At 39.7% G+C, this 22,576-nt stretch carries 22 protein-coding genes; 5 read left to right on the forward strand and 17 right to left on the reverse strand.

What is annotated here, in order from left to right; translation table 11 throughout:
- The first annotated feature begins 18 nt into the window (after positions 1-18).
- The 5 genes from DWX33_RS11610 (at position 19) to DWX33_RS11630 (ending at position 6,086) form a co-directional block, all read left to right on the forward strand.
- Positions 19-1,401, forward strand: coding sequence for a Gfo/Idh/MocA family oxidoreductase (locus tag DWX33_RS11610; RefSeq protein ID WP_087346351.1), 1,383 nt, complete (start codon positions 19-21; stop codon positions 1,399-1,401).
- Positions 1,402-1,413: 12 nt separating this feature from the next.
- Positions 1,414-2,352, forward strand: coding sequence for a sugar phosphate isomerase/epimerase (locus DWX33_RS11615; protein WP_009276120.1), 939 nt, complete (start codon positions 1,414-1,416; stop codon positions 2,350-2,352).
- Positions 2,353-2,377: 25 nt separating this feature from the next.
- The gene (locus tag DWX33_RS11620; protein WP_005858717.1) at positions 2,378-3,064 is read left to right on the forward strand and encodes a LuxR family transcriptional regulator; all 687 of its coding nucleotides are present in this window, start codon (positions 2,378-2,380) and stop codon (positions 3,062-3,064) included.
- A 9-nt stretch (positions 3,065-3,073) separates the two neighbouring features.
- Positions 3,074-3,655 carry a LuxR C-terminal-related transcriptional regulator gene (locus tag DWX33_RS11625; RefSeq protein ID WP_012056204.1) on the forward strand — a complete coding sequence of 194 codons (582 nt, stop codon included), beginning with the start codon at positions 3,074-3,076 and terminating at the stop codon, positions 3,653-3,655.
- A gap of 106 nt (positions 3,656-3,761) precedes the next feature.
- Positions 3,762-6,086, forward strand: coding sequence for a TonB-dependent receptor (locus DWX33_RS11630; RefSeq protein WP_122380447.1), 2,325 nt, complete (start codon positions 3,762-3,764; stop codon positions 6,084-6,086).
- A gap of 105 nt (positions 6,087-6,191) precedes the next feature.
- Here DWX33_RS11630 and DWX33_RS11635 read toward each other — a convergent pair whose 3' ends face one another.
- The 17 genes from DWX33_RS11635 to DWX33_RS11710 form a co-directional block, all read right to left on the reverse strand.
- The gene (locus DWX33_RS11635; RefSeq protein WP_122380448.1) at positions 6,192-7,178 is read right to left on the reverse strand and encodes a PD-(D/E)XK nuclease family transposase; all 987 of its coding nucleotides are present in this window, start codon (positions 7,176-7,178) and stop codon (positions 6,192-6,194) included.
- Positions 7,179-7,387: 209 nt separating this feature from the next.
- Positions 7,388-7,522, reverse strand: coding sequence for a hypothetical protein (locus DWX33_RS23075; RefSeq protein ID WP_255223108.1), 135 nt, complete (start codon positions 7,520-7,522; stop codon positions 7,388-7,390).
- A 62-nt stretch (positions 7,523-7,584) separates the two neighbouring features.
- The gene (locus tag DWX33_RS11640; protein ID WP_009017060.1) at positions 7,585-7,995 is read right to left on the reverse strand and encodes a WbuC family cupin fold metalloprotein; all 411 of its coding nucleotides are present in this window, start codon (positions 7,993-7,995) and stop codon (positions 7,585-7,587) included.
- Between the two features lie 3 nt (positions 7,996-7,998).
- A complete protein-coding gene (locus DWX33_RS11645; protein WP_009017059.1) occupies positions 7,999-8,859 on the reverse strand; it encodes an NAD(P)-dependent oxidoreductase in 861 nt (286 codons plus the stop codon).
- Positions 8,849-9,493, reverse strand: a complete 645-nt coding sequence (locus DWX33_RS11650; RefSeq protein WP_009017058.1) for a sugar transferase — start codon at positions 9,491-9,493, stop codon at positions 8,849-8,851. Before DWX33_RS11650 ends, DWX33_RS11645 begins: the two co-directional genes overlap by 11 nt.
- A 4-nt stretch (positions 9,494-9,497) precedes the next feature.
- Complete coding sequence (locus DWX33_RS11655) at positions 9,498-10,175, reverse strand: PIG-L deacetylase family protein (RefSeq protein WP_009017057.1); 678 nt, start codon at positions 10,173-10,175, stop codon at positions 9,498-9,500.
- Position 10,176: 1 nt separating this feature from the next.
- Positions 10,177-10,899, reverse strand: coding sequence for an SDR family oxidoreductase (locus DWX33_RS11660; RefSeq protein ID WP_009017056.1), 723 nt, complete (start codon positions 10,897-10,899; stop codon positions 10,177-10,179).
- Positions 10,896-12,113 carry a fatty acid--CoA ligase family protein gene (locus DWX33_RS11665; RefSeq protein WP_009017055.1) on the reverse strand — a complete coding sequence of 406 codons (1,218 nt, stop codon included), beginning with the start codon at positions 12,111-12,113 and terminating at the stop codon, positions 10,896-10,898. The genes DWX33_RS11660 and DWX33_RS11665 overlap by 4 nt, the downstream gene beginning before the upstream one ends.
- Before the next feature lie 6 nt (positions 12,114-12,119).
- Positions 12,120-12,341, reverse strand: coding sequence for a phosphopantetheine-binding protein (locus tag DWX33_RS11670; protein ID WP_009017054.1), 222 nt, complete (start codon positions 12,339-12,341; stop codon positions 12,120-12,122).
- 28 nt (positions 12,342-12,369) lie between these two features.
- Positions 12,370-13,335: a hypothetical protein gene (locus DWX33_RS11675; RefSeq protein WP_122380449.1), complete on the reverse strand. Its 966-nt coding sequence runs from the start codon at positions 13,333-13,335 to the stop codon at positions 12,370-12,372.
- Between the two features lie 10 nt (positions 13,336-13,345).
- The gene (locus DWX33_RS11680) at positions 13,346-14,221 is read right to left on the reverse strand and encodes a glycosyltransferase family 2 protein (RefSeq protein WP_009017052.1); all 876 of its coding nucleotides are present in this window, start codon (positions 14,219-14,221) and stop codon (positions 13,346-13,348) included.
- 18 nt (positions 14,222-14,239) lie between these two features.
- Positions 14,240-15,139: a hypothetical protein gene (locus tag DWX33_RS11685; protein ID WP_147425512.1), complete on the reverse strand. Its 900-nt coding sequence runs from the start codon at positions 15,137-15,139 to the stop codon at positions 14,240-14,242.
- Between the two features lie 26 nt (positions 15,140-15,165).
- Entirely contained in the window at positions 15,166-16,203 is a 1,038-nt protein-coding gene (locus DWX33_RS11690) for a hypothetical protein (RefSeq protein ID WP_147425513.1), read from the reverse strand.
- 96 nt (positions 16,204-16,299) lie between these two features.
- A complete protein-coding gene (locus DWX33_RS11695) occupies positions 16,300-17,751 on the reverse strand; it encodes a lipopolysaccharide biosynthesis protein (RefSeq protein ID WP_122380451.1) in 1,452 nt (483 codons plus the stop codon).
- Between the two features lie 9 nt (positions 17,752-17,760).
- Entirely contained in the window at positions 17,761-19,536 is a 1,776-nt protein-coding gene (locus DWX33_RS11700) for a hypothetical protein (RefSeq protein ID WP_122380452.1), read from the reverse strand.
- 244 nt (positions 19,537-19,780) lie between these two features.
- The gene (locus DWX33_RS11705) at positions 19,781-20,815 is read right to left on the reverse strand and encodes an N-acetylneuraminate synthase family protein (protein ID WP_122380453.1); all 1,035 of its coding nucleotides are present in this window, start codon (positions 20,813-20,815) and stop codon (positions 19,781-19,783) included.
- A 20-nt stretch (positions 20,816-20,835) separates the two neighbouring features.
- Complete coding sequence (locus DWX33_RS11710; RefSeq protein ID WP_009017046.1) at positions 20,836-22,437, reverse strand: cytidylyltransferase domain-containing protein; 1,602 nt, start codon at positions 22,435-22,437, stop codon at positions 20,836-20,838.
- Between the last annotated feature and the right edge of the window lie 139 nt (positions 22,438-22,576).

A 22,576-nucleotide genomic window follows, 5' to 3' on the forward strand; every position in this document is an offset into this window, starting at 1 on the left:
TCTAAAAAAAATAATATCATGAAAAAAGAGAACAGCATTAGCAGAAGATCATTTCTGAAAAGTTCAGCCCTAGCGGGTGCGCTTGGAGCAATTGGAACAGGTAGTACAGTTGGTGTATTAACTTCTTGTGGTGGAGGTGAAAGTGCGAACGCAATAAAGCCTTTGAAAGAACCCGGTACTTATTACGTGCCCGAATTACCAGATTTGGCGACTGATGGAAAAGAACTAAAAGCTGGTGTAATCGGTTGTGGCGGACGTGGTTCCGGAGCCGCTTTTAACTTCTTGAACGCTGCGAACGGCGTTACGATCGTGGCTTTAGGCGATACGTTCCAAGAACGTGTCGATGATTTGGCAAAGAAATTAAAAGATGAGAAAGGAATTGATGTACCGGCTGATAAACGTTTCGTCGGCTTGGATGCGTACAAACAAGTGATTGATAGCGGCGTAGATGTAGTGATCGTCGCCACTCCTCCCGTATTCCGTCCAGTTCATTTCCAATACGCCACAGAAAAGGGCAAACATTCCTTCTTAGAGAAACCTATCTGTGTTGATCCGGTTGGTTACCGTACCATTATGGCTACCGCGAAACAAGCTGCGGCAAAGAACTTATGTGTCGTAACCGGTACTCAACGCCATCACCAACGCAGTTATGTCGAGTCTTACAAGAAGATCATGGAAGGATTGATCGGTGAGATCACGGGCGGTACGGTTTACTGGAATCAGAATATGCTTTGGTATCGGGATCGTCAACCGGGATGGAACGATTGCGAATATATGATCAAGGACTGGGTAAACTGGAAATGGCTTTCCGGCGACCATATCGTAGAGCAACACGTACATAATATAGATGTATTCACTTGGTTCAGCGGATTGAAACCAGTCAAGGCTGTAGGTTTCGGTTCTCGCCACCGTCGTATCACTGGCGACCAATATGATAACTTCAGCGTTGATTTCACAATGGAAAATGGTATCCATATGCATAGTATGTGCCGCCAGATAGATGGTTGTGCAAATAATGTAAGCGAATTCATCCAAGGAACCAAGGGATCATGGAGCAGTGACACGATGGAGATCAAGGATTTGGCAGGAAACGTTATCTGGAAATATGATAGCGAGGCCGAAAAAGCGAACTTCAAGCAAACTGACCCGTATACATTAGAGCATGTAAACTGGATCAACTGCATCCGTGGTGGTAAACAAATCGAGCAAGCTTCTGAGACTGCTATCTCCAATATGGCCGCAATCATGGGTCGTGAGTCCGCTTACACGGGTACCGAGACCACTTGGGATGCCATGACTGCCTCTGCATTGGATTACACTCCGAAAGATTTGAACTTAGGAAAGATGGATATGAGCGGCTTCGTCGTTCCTGTTCCGGGTAAACCAATCGACAAGAAATAATCCAGACTGTTTATGACATTAAATAGAAGAAACTTTTTAAGAACCTCCTTATCCGGCGCTGCTTTAGCGGTAGGAAGTACGGCCTTGGCCTCCTGCTCTTCCAAGTCGGCAAACACTGCCAAAGGAGAAAAAGGGAGCGACAAGCCCGGCAAGGACCTTGAATTAAAGCTTTCTTTCCAAGAGGGAATCGCCCCGGGTGAAAGTTTGAACGAGAAACTTGATTTTATGGAGAAGTTGGGCGTTGTAGGTTTTGAGCCGGGTGGCGGAGGATTAGCCGGCCGGGTAAACGAGATCAAGCAGGCCTTAAACGGACGTAATATCAAAGTGAGTGCCATTTGCGCCGGCTTCAAAGGCTTTATTCTTTCTACCGATCCAGCCATCCGCAAGGAATGCATGGATACGATGAAAGAGATCATCGCCGCAGCCGGTGAATTAGGTTCTACGGGCGTGATTATCGTTCCTGCCTTTAATGGTCAAGTCCCCGCCTTGCCTCATACGATGGAGACACGGGATTTCCTTTGCGAGCAATTCAACGAGATGGGAACTTTCGCCGCCCAGCATGGGACTAGCGTCATCTTTGAACCTTTGAACCGAAAAGAGTGTTTTTATCTACGTCAAGTAGCCGACGCCGCCTCTTTATGCCGGGATATCAATAATCCGGGTGTACGTTGCATGGGCGACTTCTGGCATATGACATGGGAAGAGACCTCTGATATGGGAGCCTTTATCTCTGGTGGAGAGTATCTCCAACACGTACACGTGGCCAGCCGCAAACGTCGCAGCATGCCGGGTGAGGATGGAGATGCCGATAACTATATCAATGGCTTCAAGGGATTGAAAATGATTGGTTATAACAACTACGTAAGTTTCGAGTGCGGATGTCAGGGAGACCGTAACGTGGTAGTCCCCGCCGCCGTCAAGTTATTACGTGAACAATGGGAACAAGCTTGATAAGATGCCTTTAGTATACCCAAATATGCAATTGAGTGAGGTGGTGGAAGAACACCCCTCACTCATTCCCGTAATCAACCGGTTTGGGATTCGTCTCGGGCTTGGCGACAAATCGGTGAAGACGCTCTGTGAAGAACATTCGCTGGATACGGACTTTTTATTGACAGTGATCAATACCTTCCTCAACGAGGAGTATTTTCCGGAGAAGAAGTTACAAACTTTCCATACATCGCAGATCATTGATTACCTGACAAAGACGAACCAATACTATTTACGTTATCAGCTTCCCAATATAGAACGCCATCTAGGTTCCTTTATCTCGATGAGTACGCCCGGCAACCCTACTCTTGGATTGATAGGACGCTTCTTCTCCTCGTTCAAGGAAGAACTCATCGCCCGCATTGAGAAAGATGATAAGATATGGTTCCCCTACTGCATGTCGTTAAGTAAAAAGCTGGGAAAAGAACCGGCGGGAACGATCGATGGATTGCAAATCACCTCCGAGCAACGTACGGAAGATACCATCGAGGCCCTTTTAGCCGACTTAAAAAGTATCATGGTCAAGCATCTTTCGGGAGATTACGACGAGAATTTATGTTATGCCGTCCTCTTCTCCATCTGTAGTCTGGAGAAAGATATCAAACAACACAACCGGATCCGGTATCGAATCCTTACCCCCATGGTCTCGGCCATGGAAAAATTATGTATCTAACGATCTGAAATGCATCGAAACAAACAAATAGCGATCATACTGTCTGATACCCTAAGAAGTATTGGGCTGCAAAGCTTGCTGACCGACTACTTCCCCCCGGTAGAGGTTTGCTATTTTCCAAATTTCGAGATGCTTTCCTCCACAGGAAGCGACACCTACGATTACTATTTCACCGATTCAGATACCCTTGTGCTCAACGCAGATTTCTTCCTCCCGAGAAGAAACAAGACCGCCATCCTCATCGACAGCACCGAAGAACACGGGGCGCTCTCGTCTACGAACCGTATCACGTTACGTTCCTCCCAAGAGACCATTATCGAGCAATTGCAACAATTATTTACGAGCGACAGCTCCGGCAACACCACAACCGAAAACAACAAGGACCTATCCAGCCGTGAGGTAGACGTACTTCAACTGATCGTAAAAGGCATCACGAATAAAGAGATCGCCGATAAGCTGAACATCAGCTTGAACACCGTCCTTACCCATCGTAAGAACATCACCGCCAAGCTGGGCATCAAGACCGTATCCGGCCTCACCTTCTACGCCATCATGAACGGGATCATCTCCGGCGACGATATCGAACTATAGCGAAGCCAACAAACCAGCTTTCAAAATCACTACATCTAGTGATTGACCATCCTGTTTCTTTACCGTTTCTTCGCGATTGAAAAAATATACTAACAAAAGAAATTCGATGAAGAGACACTACTTAGGTATCATCGCCCTAGGTGCGTTGGGGCTGCAAAATGTATACGCCGAGGACATCAAGGCTAACGAGAACGACACGATAAAAACCTATAACATGGGTGAGGTAATCGTGACCTCATCCACGAAGGAGACAAATAACCTCCGCACGTTACCCGGTTCCGTATCGATCCTTTCCCCACAAATGATCTCCGGCAGGCAGATCGACGCATTAAAGGATATAAGTTCTTTCGTCCCGAACCTATACATGCCGGATTATGGGGCAAAACTAACCTCAGCCATCTATATCCGCGGTATCGGAGCCAGAAGTAGCGGACAATCCGTGGGTTTATATGTAGACAACGTGCCTTATCTGGATAAAAGCACCTTCGATTTCGAGCTGACCGATATCCAACGCATCGAGGTATTACGAGGGCCGCAAGGAACCTTGTATGGTCGTAACGCCATGGGGGGCATCGTAAATATCTATACCATCTCCCCGTTCGATTACCAAGGAAAGAAACTCTCCCTATCGGCCGGAAGCTACGGGCAATATAAAGTCAAGGCCTCTCATTATGCTAAGTTGAGCGAGACCATCGGATTTACCGCCGCTGCTTACTATGACCATAGCGACGGCTTCTACACCAATGCCTACGATGGGAAAAAGATCGATAAGGAAGACAATGTAGGCGGCCGATTCAAGTTAGAAGGTCGCTTCAATCCGAACTTCCGTGCCTCCTACTCCCTTTCCGTAGATTATACGGATCAAGGAGCGTTTCCATATGGTATGTTCATCGGAACCGGAAATACCGATCACAAGTATGTAAATCCTATCAATATTAACGATCCCAGCTCTTATAAACGGACTGTTATCGCCAATAACCTGTCCCTCGAATACCGAAATGAGCACGTGATACTGAGCAGCACCACCGGTCATCAATATTTCAAGGATGACATGAAGATGGATCAAGACTTCTCCCCTCTCTCGATCTTTACCCTCAACCAAAAGCAAAAGCAAAACGCTTTCAGCGAGGAATTGGCGATCAAGAGCAACACGAGAAATAATTACCAATGGTCCTTCGGACTCTACGGTTTCTACGATGATCTACATACGGACGGCCCGGTCGATTTCAAGGAAGATGGGATTAAGACCGTCCTCCAGCCCGTATTCGATCAATTGAAGAAAGATCACCCTAAGATGCCCTATCTAAAAATACTGGACGATCATCTTTATATTCCGGGTTCTTTCGACACCCCTTCTTACGGCCTTGCATTGTATCACCAATCCACTTATAACAACTTGTTCACGGAAGGTCTGTCAATTACCGCCGGTATCCGCTTGGATTACGAGAAGCAAAAGATGGATTACAATTCTGAGGCTAAGATGAGAATGGGTTTCGGCTTCGTAGAAAACGGACCGGTTATCGACATCGAGAAACTTTTCCCGATCCCAACCACCGTGATGGACGCCAGTGTCTCCCAAGATTTCTGGCAAGTACTTCCGAAAGTCTCTTTAAAGTACGAATGCTCGTCAAACACGTTCACCTATGTATCAGTAGCGAAAGGTTATAAGACCGGGGGCTACAACGTACAAATGTCGGCAGACGTGATGCAAAGCCAGATGCAATACGATATGATGAGCGCTTTCAAGGACATGATGCCGATCGAGGTCAAAGAACCTACCCCCATCGAGGAAGTAGCCTCCTACAAACCGGAGAAAAGCTGGAACTACGAGATCGGTATCCGTAGCGAGTTGCTATTCCAACGCCTAAGCGCAGAATTAACAGGTTTCTATATGGACATTCAAGACGTGCAGTTGACCAAGTTCGTGAACAGCGGCAACGGCCGTATCCTCACCAACGCCGGGAAAGCCAAAAGCTACGGTATAGAGGCCTCCTTGCGTGCCCGCATCATCGATGGGCTAACCGCCGACGTTAATTACGGTTTCACCCATGCTACGTTCCGGGATTACAACAATGGGAAAGAGGATTTCAAGAACAACTTCATCCCATATACCCCACGTCATACCTTCAACGTAGGACTGCAATACACCCGCCTGTTCCGTAACGCATGGATAGACCAATTCTCCGCCTCCACCCAATTCAGCGGTGTCGGAAAGATCTTCTGGACCGAGCGAAACGACATCTACCAGAAATTCTACGGAACGGTGAACGCAAAGGTAGGCGTACGCAAAGGTATCGTCAACGTAAACCTATGGAGCCGTAATATAACGAACACCCATTACTCGGCATTCTATTTCGAGTCGTTCGGAAATCCGTTTATCCAATTAGGTAAGCCCTTCCAGATCGGTGCGGAGGTGGCGATCGCCTTTTAAGCGCAAGCGTTCGATAGAAATAAAAAACGGGAGAGCCGGTTCTTACACCAACTCTCCCGATTACTTTATTCCGACTTTCCTATATTCGGTAACTTACTTCAAAAACTATAATCCTTCGATCTTCTCTTCCGGTAAACCGGTGCTCTGGGCAATCAAAGATTTAGATACCCCCGACTCTTTTAAATTCTTGGCGATAGCATATTTCTCTGATAGGCGACCTTTCTCCAGACCTTCCCTCAAGCCTTCCTCCAGGCCTTCCTTCATCCCATTCGCCTTTGCTTCCGCTATCGCTTTCTCTTTTGCTTCCTCTACTTCCTGCAAGAAAGTCTCTTCCGCAAGACGGTTAACATTGTAGCGATCCACGGCACGGTCATAGGCGAGACGATTCTCCGGAGAGAGATTCGCCACGGCGGCCAAACGAGATAGATGAGCGAACACCTGTTCTTTCAAGGCATCCGGCATTCGAATCCAATGTTCCATATTCTTTAACGCATAAAAAAGTCTTTCTAATAAAGTTTCGCACTCATCCAGTTCCTTCGTAAAATAAGGGAACTGCAAATAAATCTGCCGGAAATGAGGGTTCAGCGTCTCATGACTTTCTAGATCCAGAATTCCAGAATCCACACGGAAACGATCCGGTAAATCCGGCTCCTTGAAATTCATGAAAAAAACACCATACACCGTATGTAGCTTATAGATTGCGCCATACGACATCGAAGGTTCCCGCACCTCCAGCCCTTCCTCCCCGTCATCCGGTGAGTGTACTTCCACCGCTAGCGGGGCCTCAATCTGACGGCTCACCGCACGACACATATAATATAATGTTCGGTCCACGAAATTCAGATGCTTGCGGTTCTGCATCTCCACGATGATATATTCTCCCGTGGAGGTACGGCAATAGAGGTCGTAAATAATCCCCTTGTCACGTACATGCTCCGCATGATCCTCCTTGTCGAGAAACACCAGATCCTCAATCCGATGCTCACCCGCCAACAACTCGTTCAATAACGTGATCAAGAACGGCTTGCTAGCCGGCTGACCGAAAATAATCTTAAAACCAATATCCGTAAACGGATTCACGAACTTTCCCATAGCTAATTATTTTTAGTTAAACCTATTGTTTATTCTAGACCGCAAACATACGGAATTTTTATCAAAGAATAAAACGCAAGCATTCAATTCTTTTCAACATAAACCTATGGAGCCACAATATAACGAAATCGGGAGAGCCGGTTCTTACACCGACTCTCCCGATAATATTATTCTGACATCTCTGCCTTCGACAGTTTTCAGGAAAAAAACTATAACCGCTCGATCTTCTCTTCCGATAAACCGATGCATTGAACAATCAAAGATTTAGACACTCCCGCCTCTTTCAGGTTTCGAGCGATAGCATATTTCTCTGATAAACGGCCATTCTCCATACCTTCTACCATTGCTTTCTCTTGCGCTTCTTTTGCCTCCTGTAAGGAAGCATCTTCCGCAAGACATATCTACATTAATACAATCTACACCTATTCCCTCGTCCAAATGTCAGTTCCCAGAATAGGCTCATCCCCCCATCCTTTGCCTCTAAGATAACTGAAGGTTCCCGAGGGATCAGCATATGCCACTGCCCGGCAGGAATCTGTAGAACCATATTCCCAATGGCAGGCGACAACTCATAACGGCCGCACTCCACCCCCTTCTCATCATAGAAGATCTCCGTGACCGCCCCCCGCAAGATAGCGACCGTCTCAGACGTATTCGAATGACGATGGATATCCACTAACGATCCCGACTGCAAGGCGTTCAGCATCCGCTGGGAAGTATCCTCGGAACTATTCCGCAAATCCAAGTTCACACGCAAACGAGGGCTATCTGCCGTTTTAGCCAACAAATCATCCAATAATTCTTGATTAATCAACATAAGCTATACCGTTCTAAAAGGCCAGAGAGCCTTGAATACCAAATAAGTTGTATTGCTCTTACCAAACATCAAATTGATGCAATAAAATCCAGCTATTACCATCCACTCAGGGAAATATAACACATGCTTGGCTCTGCCTTCCGCCTTTTCAACCTTAATGAGGTTATTGATGTCCAGCAGCTCGGGATTCTTGATGATATGAATTGTATTATCAACCTCTTTATCAACCCAATCTACCATGGCTTTAACAGCACCACTCATCTCTAGCACCTCAAATTTACCACCATTACCTATCTTATATGCCCAGTTAGGATATTTCAGATAATAGCGCTTCTCAATATCACGCTTCTGCGTAGCGGTATAGACAGGGGAGAATCTATATATATTCCACTTTGGGCAAATCTCTTTAAGCCTGCCTTCAGCCATTGCCTTGCTCTTTCCATAGTTCGAGATAGGATTCAGCTCTGTGCCTGAATTTATTAACCCCTTCACCATGCCAATGGCATCCACAGTACTGATAAACAACACAGACACATTATGGCTAACACAAGCTTCAAACACATTCTCAGCACAAGTCACATTCAGAAACTTGAACCTCTCAAAACTAAAGTCAGTTTCACCACCTCCAGCATGTGCCAATGCGGCCAAATGAATGCATCTATCCACCTTCTCCGCATCCAATAACGCCTCCAACGCATTTTTGTCAGCAAGGTCAAGAACCACTTGTTTCAAATGCTCATGCGTCCAATCTGATACCCTGCGGTCAACACCCACTACAGTGCAACCTTTAGCTATCAGATCTTTCACCAGATAGCAGCCAATCATCCCAGCTGAGCCTGTTACCAGTATTGTTTTATTCGACATATCCTTTTAATTTTTCAAGTATCCAATTCTGCGGTTTACCAGCCACCCTACCTAAAATGCACAAAAACGTCCAAACGATCATTTTTAAGTCAAAACCGACATTCACGTGATGAACATAAAACGCCTCTAATTCCCTACGGGTAGGCAACACTTTTTCCATATACTCTGCAGGATCTTCTACAGTGTCACCGTATAAATAATCATATAATGCGGCTGGACCTGTCAACCCCGGACGCACTCGGGCAGCTATACCATATTTACCCTCACGCATAATCACCACTTGATCTTGTGCGGCTGGACGAGGTCCCACTATCGCCATATCCCCCAATACACAATTCAGCAACTGAGGCAATTCATCAATCTTTGTAGCGCGCATAATGGCACCCCACTTGAAGATACGGTTCGTATCCGCCTTGAAACTCTTCTCATCCGCATCTTTGGCGATAGTCATGCTTCGGAACTTATACATCCTAAAAGACTTGTTATCCTTTCCAATACGATTCGCACAATAAAAAACAGGTCCCCAATCAGAGATAAGAATACCAATAATAGCTATCAAGAACACAGGCAATAAAACGATCAACGCACCACCACAAGCTATCACACAAAAAGCTCTTTTTACAAACTGATACATACAATCAAAGTCTTCTTAAAGTACACTCAAATGCCTCCGCATAATTCGTTCCACTTTGAGCGCCCCGATAAGCCGCTAACCCCTTGATCGCTTCCGCAGAGCGAGGATGAGGAAAAGGCCGCATTACACCCCGATAGGTAGCTAAAGCATTTATTTTAACCTCTAAGCAGTTCTCACCAACCTCCACGAATGTATTTGGCTGAAATCGGTTCATGGATGTATTAACTGACCATTCAGTAGAAGAGAGTACCTCCATAAACAGGAACTCCTTTAAAGGTTTCACCTCCGCACGGCGTTGAAACAGACGGATAGCAGCTTGACAAGCCATAGAGGTATGCATATGATCATTATTTGTGTCAGAAGGGTGATGCGTGATAACCACGTCACAATTCGATGCGATGATCGCCTTCTCTATAAACTGTACCAAACTAAGATGCGTAGCATTATTCATCTCTATATTAGGGAAGTTCCCCGCATACTTATTACGTATGCCAAGCATCTTTGAGCTAGCATCTAAATCATCGTTCAGTTCATTGTCGTCAGGGCGAAAAGCACGTGCTTTAGCCTCTGAACACATAATGCAGATGTCTACTGAATGGCCATCCCTTGTTAGTTTTTTAATTGTTGCACCAGCACCCAACACCTCATCGTCAGGATGAGCTACTACGACTAAATAGTTCATACTAGATTGTTCCATTATCTACATGTATATTCTGTCCAGTGATACTACATGCTTTCTCACTAACAAGAAAGGAAACAGTTTCCGCTACAGAACGAACACTGGTAGCCGCCTTCATAGAAGTACGTTTGTATATCCTATCTTTTTGGTCGTCTGTAAGAGTTGAGCTCATGGCTGTCTCCATAAATCCAGGCACTACCACATTGGAGCGAATGCCCATCCCCCCCCATTCACGAGCCGTATCCTTTGAAAATGCTTCGAGTGCACCCTTTGAAGAAGCATACATAGCAAGCCCTTTGTAACCCGTATGCGCACTAATACTTGAAATATGCACTATAGAACCACGGGTATGGTGAAGAAGCATATTACGTATTGCGTATTTTGTCATCATCATCGGAGTAAATACATTGACCGCATACATCGCCTTCAGTCGATCCAAGTTTAGATTTGTCACTATATCATCATAAGCCATCGCAGCATTGTTCACGTAAACGTCAAGTACGACTTTATTTCCCACAAATTCTTTAAAAACCGACTTTCTTATACTCTCGCTATCGCTAAGATCAATACTCTTGAAGAAGAGTTTGCCCGCATATTCAGCTTCCAATGCTTTAAACTCATCCGTATAACTACGAGCGACACCATACACAGTATTACCCTGCTCCAGCAACACTCTACAAATTTCCAAGCCCACACCACGTGAGCAACCTGTTACCAATACGTTCATGATCGTTTAATTTTACCAGTTCTTGTTAATGAGAAAGAATCCACAAACTTAATTCGACGAGGAATCTTAAAGTCCTGCAACTGTTCTTTCAAATAGTTACGAATCTCCAATTCCGTAAGGGTTGAGCCTTCAACTAATTGCACTTCCGCACAAAGCACATTACCCAAAATAGAGTTAGCCTTACCATAAACCAAAGCCTGCTGTACTCCTTCGATTTCAAGGATTACTTTTTCAGTTTCGCCAGGGTTAACCTTATAGCCGCCCACATTGATGAGTTCATTTTTGCGACTCCTGAAGCGGAATAAACCATTGGCTTCGTTCACCCATTCAATCAAGTCACCTGAATGATAGTAATCACCATCGAACTTAAAGCTATCCGACTGACCAAGCAGCGACTTGTGAATAAGCAACTCCTCCTCTTGAATCAAGAATTTGTCCCGAATAGCAGCTGGAATCTGGAAGCTATCGCCTTTAGCGGCAAATAAAGTTCCAGCTTCCGTGGAAGCATACACATTATTTATTTTAGCGTTAGGAAAAATCATCCCTATTGACTCATAAAGCTTCTTATCAGATTTCTCTCCCCCAAGTGTTACACGCTGTACGGTCTGATAAACTTTTTCGAAAGGCAATAGCAAGCGATAGAAAGTGGGCGTAGCAGACATATGAGTAACGCGATTTGTCTCAATTAGCGAATAAACCTCAGTACGGCTCTTATTAAACACATTCACCAAGAAGTTCAGATTCATAAACGCCTGGAAGAACACCTGCAAGCCTGCCATATGAGTTGGATTATATGCATACGCCCAAACCTGATTTATATATTTTTCGCCAAAACGTACCGCCCGCATAAGAGTCTGCACGCAATGTACCACTTTCTTAGGTTGACCGGTCGTTCCAGAAGTAAAGATCGTGATTTCAGATGTAGAGTTCTTAACCGCCTCTACAACAGCCTCCATGTTAACAAACGTAGTGGAAACAATTTTTGTTGGCACATTTATTTCAGCTACGTTTACACCATCGATTTCTGTCTCGTTTAGGTCAGCGTCAAGTAACACTAACGGAGCATTGTTAGCCAATGCCTTGATAAGATTAACGAAGAAGAGATACAAATCTAGCTGTTTGTACAGAAGGTAGTACTTGTCGCTCTCGTTGAGCGAAGCAAGCAACTGCTCATAGCTGTACTCAGAGCCATTATTCAAAAGGAATCTTTTCATCTGCAATTAAGAGAGTTTCGCATAGATTTCACCAATCGTATTAACTAGTCCATCCTCGAAGATGTCAATGTCAAACTCATCCTCAATCTTAACAGTTAATTCTGCAAGATCAAATGAAGTAAAAGCAAGATCTTCGCGAAGTCTTGTTTCTGCCGTAAGTTCAGCTACTGTATTCATATCTTTAGCAGCTCTAATCTCATTAATTATATCAAAAACTTTCTTTTCCATACTACTTTACTTTTAACAAGTTATACATTTATAATAAATCATACGAAGACAGATCAACCTCCCAATTGTCAATATTGAAAACATCTACCTTTGATAATTTTTCTTTATCCAAAATTCTGCAATCAAAGCGGAAGGCTTTAGGTTCAAATCTTCTTGGGATCTTAACCATTGATAGCGGAGTGAAATGGAGATGACCAACATAAAGAAACAATCCACACTCTTTCTTAACATCGCTCACCATTTTTCTAACAGCTTTATCGAAATTCCTTACAGTAAGCGGATATACATCCATCAGAAAGCAAGCCTTGACTCCCTCAAATGCAGAAATTTTCCACACGCACTGCATTTCATTATTTTGATACAGATGATAATCAGTAGGGTTGAACCATTTGAAACGGGTCTGCTCAAACTGAGGCCTAACTTTCCTGATGATTGTGTCGGCAATATTGTTAGATGATGACAAATGCGACAATCCTAATAAACAGTTTGAGAAAAGTATCGAGAATGGATTCAAAAGCTTCATCGATGCTTTATAATCACCAATCTTATACGGCAAGATATAGGTATCAAGCAAACCTATTCTCTTTTCTTTCAAAAATGCACGGCTAACCATTTCAGAATTATCATTAGGAAAACCAAAACAGGCAACCATTCCTACTTCTTCTGCATTTTTAATAGCAGCATTCAAGACACTCAACAAATTACTTACATTATCCCGATAACTATCTTTGATAAATAAATCAGATCCTAACCCTACAAGAACTTCTTCTCCTTTAACAGAATAGATAAATGGAATTAATGAGTAACTACCACATATTTCATCAAATTCATTATATAATAGCGTATGAAAAGAATGCTCTAAACAAGTAGAAGTATATTCGTTTTTAAAATAAGTGATAGACCTCTCTTGATTATATACCTCTCTGAAAGCACCAAGAAACTTACCGATTTCACAATCTGTTAAATCAGTTGTCTTTAATGTTACTGTACGCATAAAAATAATATTAATTATTTAAAGCACCAGTTTCTTCAAAAGGTTTATTATAAATCATCTGTTCTAATATTTTAGAATCAACCAAAGATCTATACCAAAGATGATACATGTAATGCATAACATACCCTTCCTTACCATCAAGAAAACCTAGCTTAATGATATAATAATAGAAAAAAAGAATCCAACTTCGAAGAAAAATAGGTAATTTGTAATAAAGTCCAAATTTCAATCTTCGTGTATTTCCTATTGTTTGATCTTTTGAGATTTGATTTTTATTTGTGTTTCTAGACTGAATATATTCAAAATAATCTTGCATCTCACGGGTTGCATACCAATTCATTTTATTTACCCAATGGGTCATATCTTTAAAATCATAATGAATAAATCGATGTTTGCAAAAAACAGATCTACCATGTGATAAAATTGTGTGTTCATCCATTTTTCTATCTTCAATGCGACCTATTCCTGTCTTAAACATCATCAATTTTCGCTTGGTATGGCAACCGTGTTTAATTTTATGACCAAGAAAATATAACCAAGCTTCCATAGTAAAACCATTAACTTCATCATCTGATTCATATTTTTGCACAAGTCCGGACAGCTCAATCTTTAGTTCAGAAGTAAGTCTTTCATCTGCGTCTAGCCTAAAAGTCCATTTTGTTGTTATATTTGTATTATCTAATGCCCAATTAAACTGGCGAGCATAGTTCTCAAACGGATGCTCGTAAAAATCCGCAGAGAATTTCGCTGCTATTTCTTTAGTTTTATCAATGCTACCACTATCTATTACAACACATCTGGTGGCAAAATCTTTAACAGATTCCAAACAGTCAGGTAAATTCACCTCTTCGTTTTTCGTAAGTATAACTACAGTAACATCTAACATACGCTTATAAATAATCAGTTAATTCACAGAAACAAATCCGTTAACATAATCATAAATCATATTGTCTGATTTTATAGTATCAACTTTTGGATGAGTAACTGCAAATGTTTCCGTTTTGTGATTAATCAGTTTTGTTGTAAATAAAACAGAAGAAGAGAATGAGTATATTTTCATATTATATATAGAAGATAAAACCTCAAGTGTTAATTGTAAACTGGACATATCAATATGCTGACAAACAACATTCTCTTTCTTCGAAGACATGGTATGAGACAAGTAATAATCAATTGCATATTGTGATATACAATTATTGACTATAGTAGAATATTCATCCACACTCATATTATTCATTAAATACAATGGCTGTCCCACAAATATAGACTTCCCTTCTAAATTCATACTTAAGGGAACTGATTTGAGAATGTGATCTGCATCTATACGTAACTGCTTTTTTAATCCAAAATAATATTTTGCACGATTAGGTTCTAACAAATAACAACTTCCTATTTTCTTATAGACTCGATCAACATTAATAAATAACAGCTTCATAAGCAATCGCTTTATACGATTATTTGAAGGGACAAAATTGTAATAATTCATAAACCCATCTTCAAGCATGATGATCTTTGCTGTTTTAGTATGATTCAAAATATACAAATTGGCAACAGTAACTATATTTGAAATAGTAACGAGATTATAGTCTAGCTGATTTAAAATCCTACTCAATATAAAAACCTGCTTAAGAATTGCTACATGCGACAACTCTGCATGAACAGACCAGACCTTATCAAACAAATGTTGCATAGGATACTCATTCTGATCTAAGCGATCTGTAATCATTAATAGGTAATGCTTTGAACATTGACTCCATTCACTAGTAGAAATGGCATAAAAAATATCATTATATTTTCGTGCCACTACCAGTATTTTATCTGACGAATTATTCATAATCTAATTATTGGTTGTTTTTTTATAATCAATATAAACAAATAAGGAAGAAGCAAATAAGGCAAAAACAGCATATTATGCAAAGCAAAAGAGCAGTATCCTAATGATATGAAAATAAATCCAAAATCAAAACATTTTCTCTTTTTTAAATCATTGAACATAAATAGAATCAATAATAAAAAAGCAAATCCCCAATCATAATAATAACGCAGGAAATCATTATGAGGGGTTAATGATTCATCATTAAAAAAAGTTTGAAAGAAATCAGTAGACTTACGAGCTCCATGAGGAAAAATGAAATAATTTTCTCGTATTCCATCCAATAAAAATATAGACAAAGATTCTCTTGTTAAAAAAGAGGCATCTTCATTTATGCGCAAAACAACTTTCAACTCATCGAACAGTGAAAAAGAAACAAGCGCAACACCAAAAACTGACATAGCAAAGAAAATCCTTTTTCCACAAAAGAGATATATTTGATAAATCCAATAAGGCAAAAAGAATAGTAACGATCGGGTTTTACATACAAATATGTAAGAAACAAAAAAGCATATTAAAAAGAATAGAACGACTGTCTTTCTTTTTGCATTTTTATACAGCAAATTAAAGGTTTCCCAATATAACACACACAATATAGAGACTATACTTGCAGAAAGATTACCATATTTAAAAAAACCAATAAAACGAATATCTCCACCTATGTCAATATAGTTAGCAGGAAACAGCATTGCAAATAAACTCAATATGAATACGATAAAAGACAATTTATTAAGCAATTTCAAATTCTGACAAACAAGAGTTGTGCTATCATATACCAGAATAGATGCAAGAATAAAATAAGCAATTGAAACATCAATAAGAATATACAACATACCACTCCCATTAGCATAAGAAAAAATAGAAATTATCAACAAAATAGGCAATATTTTCAAACAGAAAGAGAATGAATGTTTCAGTAAAAAAAAGTACAAACAACAAAACAAGGCATATACTATAGCATTAATTGATGAAATATTCGGAAGTATTCTTGTCATAATTAACAAGATCATGTAAGCATACACCAAAATATCACCCTGAAATTTACTTTTATTTATCAACATACTTATATTTCACAAAGAAATTGTTAGTTCCTAAACCAGAAGAGAATTTCTATCAGAAATTATCCTTACACCTTCCTTGATTGAAATCCTTAGATTTTTATAATTAATAAAAAGATATATACCTACTCCAATCAAAATAACATGCCACTGGTTAATAACAAAAGCATAAATCAAGACAAGTACACAAGGAAACCATTTTTTCAGCGCAAATATCTCCTTCAACACATCAGCTATCGCATGACTCTTATTCATGGTTGCTAAAGATTCTCGAGTCGTCATGAATGTATAAAACAAAGAACTAATAGGAACAACCAACGACAAAGCATATAATGAATTGAAATATTCACCACATAAGATTCCCAAAACCAGCGTCAACACAACAGATTCGAAACCAAAAACAACTAATCTGAATTCTTTCTTTTTTGACAGCAGATAAGCTGAATGCCCAGTAGTAGAACTCATAATTATTTGCCCCAAAATAAGAATAGGGAATATAATAGTGATATCATTTCTATATTGAGGTAACAAATAGGACAAAACAACCGCAACAAATATAGACAATAAAGACACCAAATCTATAAATAGAATATAAACACCTCTTATCCTGCTTATCAACTCATAAGCCTTATCTTCATCACAACTATAGAGTCTGTTCAATATTTTAGGATAGAATATGAACAAAAATGCTCCACAAGCCATAATTATACCATGAATCAAGGTATTAACAAATGAGTAACACCCAAACTCTTCTAAAGAAAAATAAGAACTTACTAAAGATGATGCCACTAACGTAAGAAGATAAAAACTCAAATTATAGAGTAATAGAGTAATACCCCTACGTAACAAAACAGATGCGATCGATCGATCAATTTGAAAGGAAGGAGGATTGGGCAAATCCACCCTAAAAATGATCAATGCTATCACATTACTCACCAAATAAGAAACAACAATCTGTCTAACAGTAAGTTTATTCCACATAATTAACACCAATACAAGTAGTACAAAATGAGGAAGGAACTGTTGGATATTCAATTTAATCAGCTTTCCATGTAGTTTATAATATGTTATATAAATTCGAGACAGATTAATTACGATACATGTCATTAGCAATAACATACCATATGAATCGAACTCATAGCGACTAAATAGCGAAACTATTGAAATTAAAAAAGCAAACACCATGAACAGAAAAGTATTTATCAATAAATTCAATGCCCATGACGTATTCCATATTTTACATCTATCACTATCTTTACTTACCGCATATTCCGTATTCAAGGACTCATTAATTCCCAGATTTGAATACGACATATATTGCATAATCAAAAAGACAAAGCTATATATTCCATATTTGATATCACCTAGAGCTTTTGCCAATAATATGGAATTCAAGAATTGAACTATATACGTCCCATATCGAAAGATTACATATACGGATGAAGGAGAACGTAACAGACCTAATATATTATATCTAGTACCCATTGCAGAACTTTACTTTCTCACCACATTAAGAACTTGATCAACAAACTTGCACTTTGCCACTATGGTACATAAAGCAGCCATATCAAATCCTTTACCAATTAAATTTTTTCTAAAACGAACTCCACTCTTTATAAAGGATTCAGAACTCTGAAGCGATGCAACACTCGTTTGAAACAAGATCTCATTATTTTTATTCTGCGGACGATAAACCGGTTCTATAAGTTTTACATATAAAATATCATAAAGCTTTGATCTTAAGACATAGGGCTTAATTCTCAATAGCAATGAATATCTCCAATTCTTCTTCAACACCCCCTTCTGACGATTATATATACCATAATGATGATGAGTAAACACTGGTATATTCAACAGCATAGGGCACCAACTATTTATTAGACGCAATGAAAGTTTACTATCTTCTCGATAATCATATGGAATATTATAGATTATATCCCATATTCTTTTACTGTGCAAAAGAGGATATGAGAAGAAACTTTCATTCAACATATTTGAAAAATAGCATCCCATATCATGTCTAAAATAATTAAAGAGATTAGCATATTTAGTTTTTAGATCATTCTGTGAATCTAAGTTTACCAATTTAATTTCATCACAGATCAATTTGCACACATTAGGTAAATCAAAAACATAATTAAATAAGCCTCCTCTCAAGCAGCCTTTAATTGCAAATTTCGAATTATCATAATCTTCATCAAATGAATCATCCAGACTTCCTATTTCTCTTAAAAGATCTGTATCCATTCCAAATTCTACTTCATCGATATTCTCTTTGTGTAAATCATCAAACAAAGTCAACCATTTTTGATTATGCGCATAAATGCTAATGTATTCACCATATCGATCCAATTCATCTTCATCTATAGTTCTCAAACACTCTCTAAAATGCTGACTTACATCGAATATTTTAGTTTTTAAAGAAAACTCAGAAGCTAAAAGTTCATTAATTTTCGCATCTTGTAAAGTTCCATTTGTAATTGAATCTTCACCCTTCCAATATCCAATCATAACTTCCTTACTATGGAATAGATCTAAAGCCAGTTTTACTCTAGAATCCAATCCTCCCGTAGCAAAGAGAAATTTTTTATGCACTCTTTTATTAAGGACTGTAGTCTGCAATTCTATTTCATCCTTTAACACCTTCAAGGCCTCCTCCATTGAGCCAAAGGAATAGGATGTAGTATGAACGTCACACTTTTTTATAATTGCCTGATGGATAGCAAAATCGTATTCGATATATTCATTTTCTAGTAACCTATATATATTTTTGAAAGGAGTTCTATTGCTACACAGTCCAACACTCGCAAGCATTGTAGCAAAAACAGTTTCGTCGAATTCTTGTTTTGAAACTTTTTCTACGTGATAATATGTATTAGTAACAACCACACCTTCTCTACCTATATAATAATAAAGAGCGTATGTATGGCACTCATCCACAAATATTCTAAGTTTATTATCTTGAATATAAGCTAAAGCATAAGAACCTATCAAATGTTTTCTTACATAATCAACACCTTTATCTTCTGACTTGAGATCTTGATAGATTACATTCAAATTAAAGGGATTATCATCATTTAAATACGCCCAAGTACCTATAATCGCAACTACCCCGTCATTATCAAAGTAACAATTTTCACTGTCTACATATCGCTTCGCATAACAAGTTAGTCCATTTGAACTATAATTTTTATTTAATTCATTTTTGGAATAAATACCTCTAAGAATATTTTCCCAATCCTGATTATTGGTAAATAATAATTTTCCCATATCAATTAATATTATTTCTAATGTAAGCACTCAATTGTTTCCACTATGCTATTCTAGTGTATATTATACTCCTTACCTGATTCAATTAATATGTAGAATAAAGTAGGCATTTTCATTCCACGTTCGTTACTATCATGAAGGCTATTTTGAGGAAACTATCTCCTTCCTAAAACAATCTTATAGATTTATATAATCTAGATTTATCAGTTGAAACAAAAAGAATAGAACCTTCTGTTGCAAAATATTAAATCATATCCCATGTAAGGATGGTATCTTCTGTTAGATCTGCAAGTACTTTACGACCTATAACAATATCTTCAAAACATGGAGCGATACCAGTGCCCGGACGCTTTGGCATAAGGTCTTCCTTTTTGATAATCTCGCCTGCTTTCATGCAACGAGTAAGCACCAATGAGCGACGAGCCTCGCGACGAGGAACCTGCTCACAATCGAGAACAACCTTCTCTGGATTACCTAGAATTTTGTCAATCCATTGGAAGTTGGCAATAGCCTTTTTGAAATCCTCTGGATCACCCGCATGATAGTGGTCGTTGCCAGGAAGAGTCTTGTCGAGAGTGAAGTGCTTCTCGATAACCTCTGCTCCCAATAAATAAGCTGCAGCAAGAGTCATCATATTGTCATCAGGGGCCACATGATCACTAAATCCAACACGAACGGATGGAAATGTCTTCTTCAATGTATCAATTACACGAAGATTTGCATCTTTAGGATTAGTAGGATATGATAACACACAGTGAAAAACAACGATATCTTTACATCCTGACTCTTGTAACGCACGAATAGCTTCATCACATTCCGAAAGATAAGCTGCTCCTACAGACACAAAAACAGGCTTACCTTTTGCTCCTATATGATGAATAAATGGCAAATTAGAAAGATCGGATGATGAGATTTTATAGAAATCTACCATGTCATAAAGATAGTCAGCTGAAGCATAGTCGAAAGGAGTAGATGTAAAATCCATTCCCTTGTCATGAGTGTATTTACAAAGCTCACGGTACTCACATTCACCAAAAGAGTCATGCTTTAAAAACAACTCATATTGGGTCTTTGTCGGCTCCTTTGTCAAGTCCCAATAAGCTGGCGAATTCTTAGATACGATAGTGCCAGCTTTATATGATTGAAATTTAGCACAATCAATACCAGCTTCAGCTGCAGCATCGATATACATCTTTGCTGCTTCGAGCGGATTGATGTTGAGTTTCTTAGCGGTATCATAGAAATTGACACCCATTTCTGCTATTACATAAGGTTTCATAATACAAATGAGTATGTTGTTTATAATCCACGAATAAGCGACATCACACGCTTACGGCCATCACGAAGGTTGTGCGAGAGAAGTTTTCCATGTAACTTCTCTCGTGCTTCCTTGGAAAGATTCATATACATTTTGAGAATACCTTCGATAATTTCATCGCTTGGGTTAAGACCAATGTACGAGAAACCATTCTCATTGCAAACAAAGCCATGCTTCTCCTCACGCTGATTTTGTGCCATTGCGATTGAAGGAATGCCAAGGAGTGCAAGCTCGTAACCTGTGCGTCCACGAGAAGTAATAGCAATATCACAGGAAGACATGAGTTCAGGCATATTGCTAACATCATAAAGAACCTGAATATGTTCATACTTATTATACTCAAGTAAAGCATCAACATTGTACTTAGCACGCCCAACAACTACAACAAACTCATATTTCTTATACTCATCTTTAGAGATGATGTCAAGCAAACGGTCTGTGTAGTTCTGCGGGTCAGCACCACCAAAAGCAATGAATACACGATTAACATCTTCCTTTATCTTGATTGGTTCGTAGAACATAAAGATCTTACCACAGATATAGTATTTCTCCCCGCCATAAACATTAGGCAATGCATGCTCACTATAAAGTGCATTGAAAACAAGGTCAGCTTTAAGAATTCCTTCACCATCATCCTCAAAGTTGATAAGTTTAGCGTTTGGCAAAACTGAACGCAAACCAATCATATAGTCAATGGACGTAGTGAGGATATCGTTGACAAATAAGCTGTACTGCTCACGTTTACAGATCTCGTAGAGTTCCGCAATGCCATTGACAGGGATAAGATTATGAGTAGTGTTACCAAAAACCTTAACATCTGTCTGGTTTACATCGTAGTAGACATCTGGCTTAACATAGAATTCATCAGCGATTTCAAGAGCACGATAGATGTGTCCAATACCACGCTTGTTATTACCATTCACATAGATAGCTATCTTCTGAGCCTCAAGTAAAGCAGCTGCACTACAGAGATCAGCGAAGGTATCAATATCCTGCGACTCTCGCTCTGGAATCTCGTAAACATCAACATTTACACCAATACGAGTACTCTCTGTTACGATATCTGCCTTTGAGATAACAAAAGCACCCGTCTCCATGTAACATGGTGGAAGATACTGACGGTTAAGACGCTTTTCATAGTTCGGTATCTTCTTTCCATCCTTTTCTCCCCAAGAGAGGTGAGGTGCATTGATTGCAGAGATAAGAGTGTCGAGTTTGCTTTTTATTGCGTATTCAATGGCACTATCTAATGTACCAACAGTGAGAGTTGGCGAAGTGGGCTGCATAGTGATGACATAATCCCACTGCTTATCCGTCGGAATAGCGTCATAGATAACCGCATCGAGAGTTACCTCATCGCCAGCAAGCTCCGCATCACGCCAATGCACCTTCGCTCCCATTTGCTGCGCAATGATACGTACAGGGTTAGAATCAGTCGAAATAATCACATCGGTAATATACTTTGACTGCAATGCATTTTTAATTGAGTAATATACTAAAGGATGCTGCCCAAGCAATCGGATATTTTTATTGGGAACTCCTTTAGATCCTGCTCTTGCAGGAATAATTGCTAAAATGTTCATGTTTATCTACAATTAGAATTTCTCTTCACCTTCAATGTTAGCACTCAATTATCCCATCTTACTATTTACCAGCAAGATAGAATAATAGTTTTTTTATATTAAGTGATTTCTGTTTGTATTACTTGCAATAAACTCCATT

The sequence above is a fragment of the Parabacteroides sp. AF19-14 genome, assembly GCF_003635485.1.
Lineage (GTDB): Bacteria > Bacteroidota > Bacteroidia > Bacteroidales > Tannerellaceae > Parabacteroides > Parabacteroides distasonis.

What these genes read in the sequence shown, in the direction of transcription:
- DWX33_RS11610 (WP_087346351.1), top strand. Translation starts at nt 19, where the DNA reads ATGAAAAAAGAGAACAGCATTAGCAGAAGATCATTTCTGAAAAGTTCA.
- DWX33_RS11615 (WP_009276120.1), top strand. Translation starts at nt 1,414, where the DNA reads ATGACATTAAATAGAAGAAACTTTTTAAGAACCTCCTTATCCGGCGCT.
- DWX33_RS11620 (WP_005858717.1), top strand. Translation starts at nt 2,378, where the DNA reads ATGCAATTGAGTGAGGTGGTGGAAGAACACCCCTCACTCATTCCCGTA.
- DWX33_RS11625 (WP_012056204.1), top strand. Translation starts at nt 3,074, where the DNA reads ATGCATCGAAACAAACAAATAGCGATCATACTGTCTGATACCCTAAGA.
- DWX33_RS11630 (WP_122380447.1), top strand. Translation starts at nt 3,762, where the DNA reads ATGAAGAGACACTACTTAGGTATCATCGCCCTAGGTGCGTTGGGGCTG.
- DWX33_RS11635 (WP_122380448.1), bottom strand. Translation starts at nt 7,178, where the DNA reads ATGGGAAAGTTCGTGAATCCGTTTACGGATATTGGTTTTAAGATTATT.
- DWX33_RS23075 (WP_255223108.1), bottom strand. Translation starts at nt 7,522, where the DNA reads ATGGTAGAAGGTATGGAGAATGGCCGTTTATCAGAGAAATATGCTATC.
- DWX33_RS11640 (WP_009017060.1), bottom strand. Translation starts at nt 7,995, where the DNA reads ATGTTGATTAATCAAGAATTATTGGATGATTTGTTGGCTAAAACGGCA.
- DWX33_RS11645 (WP_009017059.1), bottom strand. Translation starts at nt 8,859, where the DNA reads ATGTCGAATAAAACAATACTGGTAACAGGCTCAGCTGGGATGATTGGC.
- DWX33_RS11650 (WP_009017058.1), bottom strand. Translation starts at nt 9,493, where the DNA reads ATGTATCAGTTTGTAAAAAGAGCTTTTTGTGTGATAGCTTGTGGTGGT.
- DWX33_RS11655 (WP_009017057.1), bottom strand. Translation starts at nt 10,175, where the DNA reads ATGAACTATTTAGTCGTAGTAGCTCATCCTGACGATGAGGTGTTGGGT.
- DWX33_RS11660 (WP_009017056.1), bottom strand. Translation starts at nt 10,899, where the DNA reads ATGAACGTATTGGTAACAGGTTGCTCACGTGGTGTGGGCTTGGAAATT.
- DWX33_RS11665 (WP_009017055.1), bottom strand. Translation starts at nt 12,113, where the DNA reads ATGAAAAGATTCCTTTTGAATAATGGCTCTGAGTACAGCTATGAGCAG.
- DWX33_RS11670 (WP_009017054.1), bottom strand. Translation starts at nt 12,341, where the DNA reads ATGGAAAAGAAAGTTTTTGATATAATTAATGAGATTAGAGCTGCTAAA.
- DWX33_RS11675 (WP_122380449.1), bottom strand. Translation starts at nt 13,335, where the DNA reads ATGCGTACAGTAACATTAAAGACAACTGATTTAACAGATTGTGAAATC.
- DWX33_RS11680 (WP_009017052.1), bottom strand. Translation starts at nt 14,221, where the DNA reads ATGTTAGATGTTACTGTAGTTATACTTACGAAAAACGAAGAGGTGAAT.
- DWX33_RS11690 (WP_147425513.1), bottom strand. Translation starts at nt 16,203, where the DNA reads ATGACAAGAATACTTCCGAATATTTCATCAATTAATGCTATAGTATAT.
- DWX33_RS11695 (WP_122380451.1), bottom strand. Translation starts at nt 17,751, where the DNA reads ATGGGTACTAGATATAATATATTAGGTCTGTTACGTTCTCCTTCATCC.
- DWX33_RS11700 (WP_122380452.1), bottom strand. Translation starts at nt 19,536, where the DNA reads ATGGGAAAATTATTATTTACCAATAATCAGGATTGGGAAAATATTCTT.
- DWX33_RS11705 (WP_122380453.1), bottom strand. Translation starts at nt 20,815, where the DNA reads ATGAAACCTTATGTAATAGCAGAAATGGGTGTCAATTTCTATGATACC.
- DWX33_RS11710 (WP_009017046.1), bottom strand. Translation starts at nt 22,437, where the DNA reads ATGAACATTTTAGCAATTATTCCTGCAAGAGCAGGATCTAAAGGAGTT.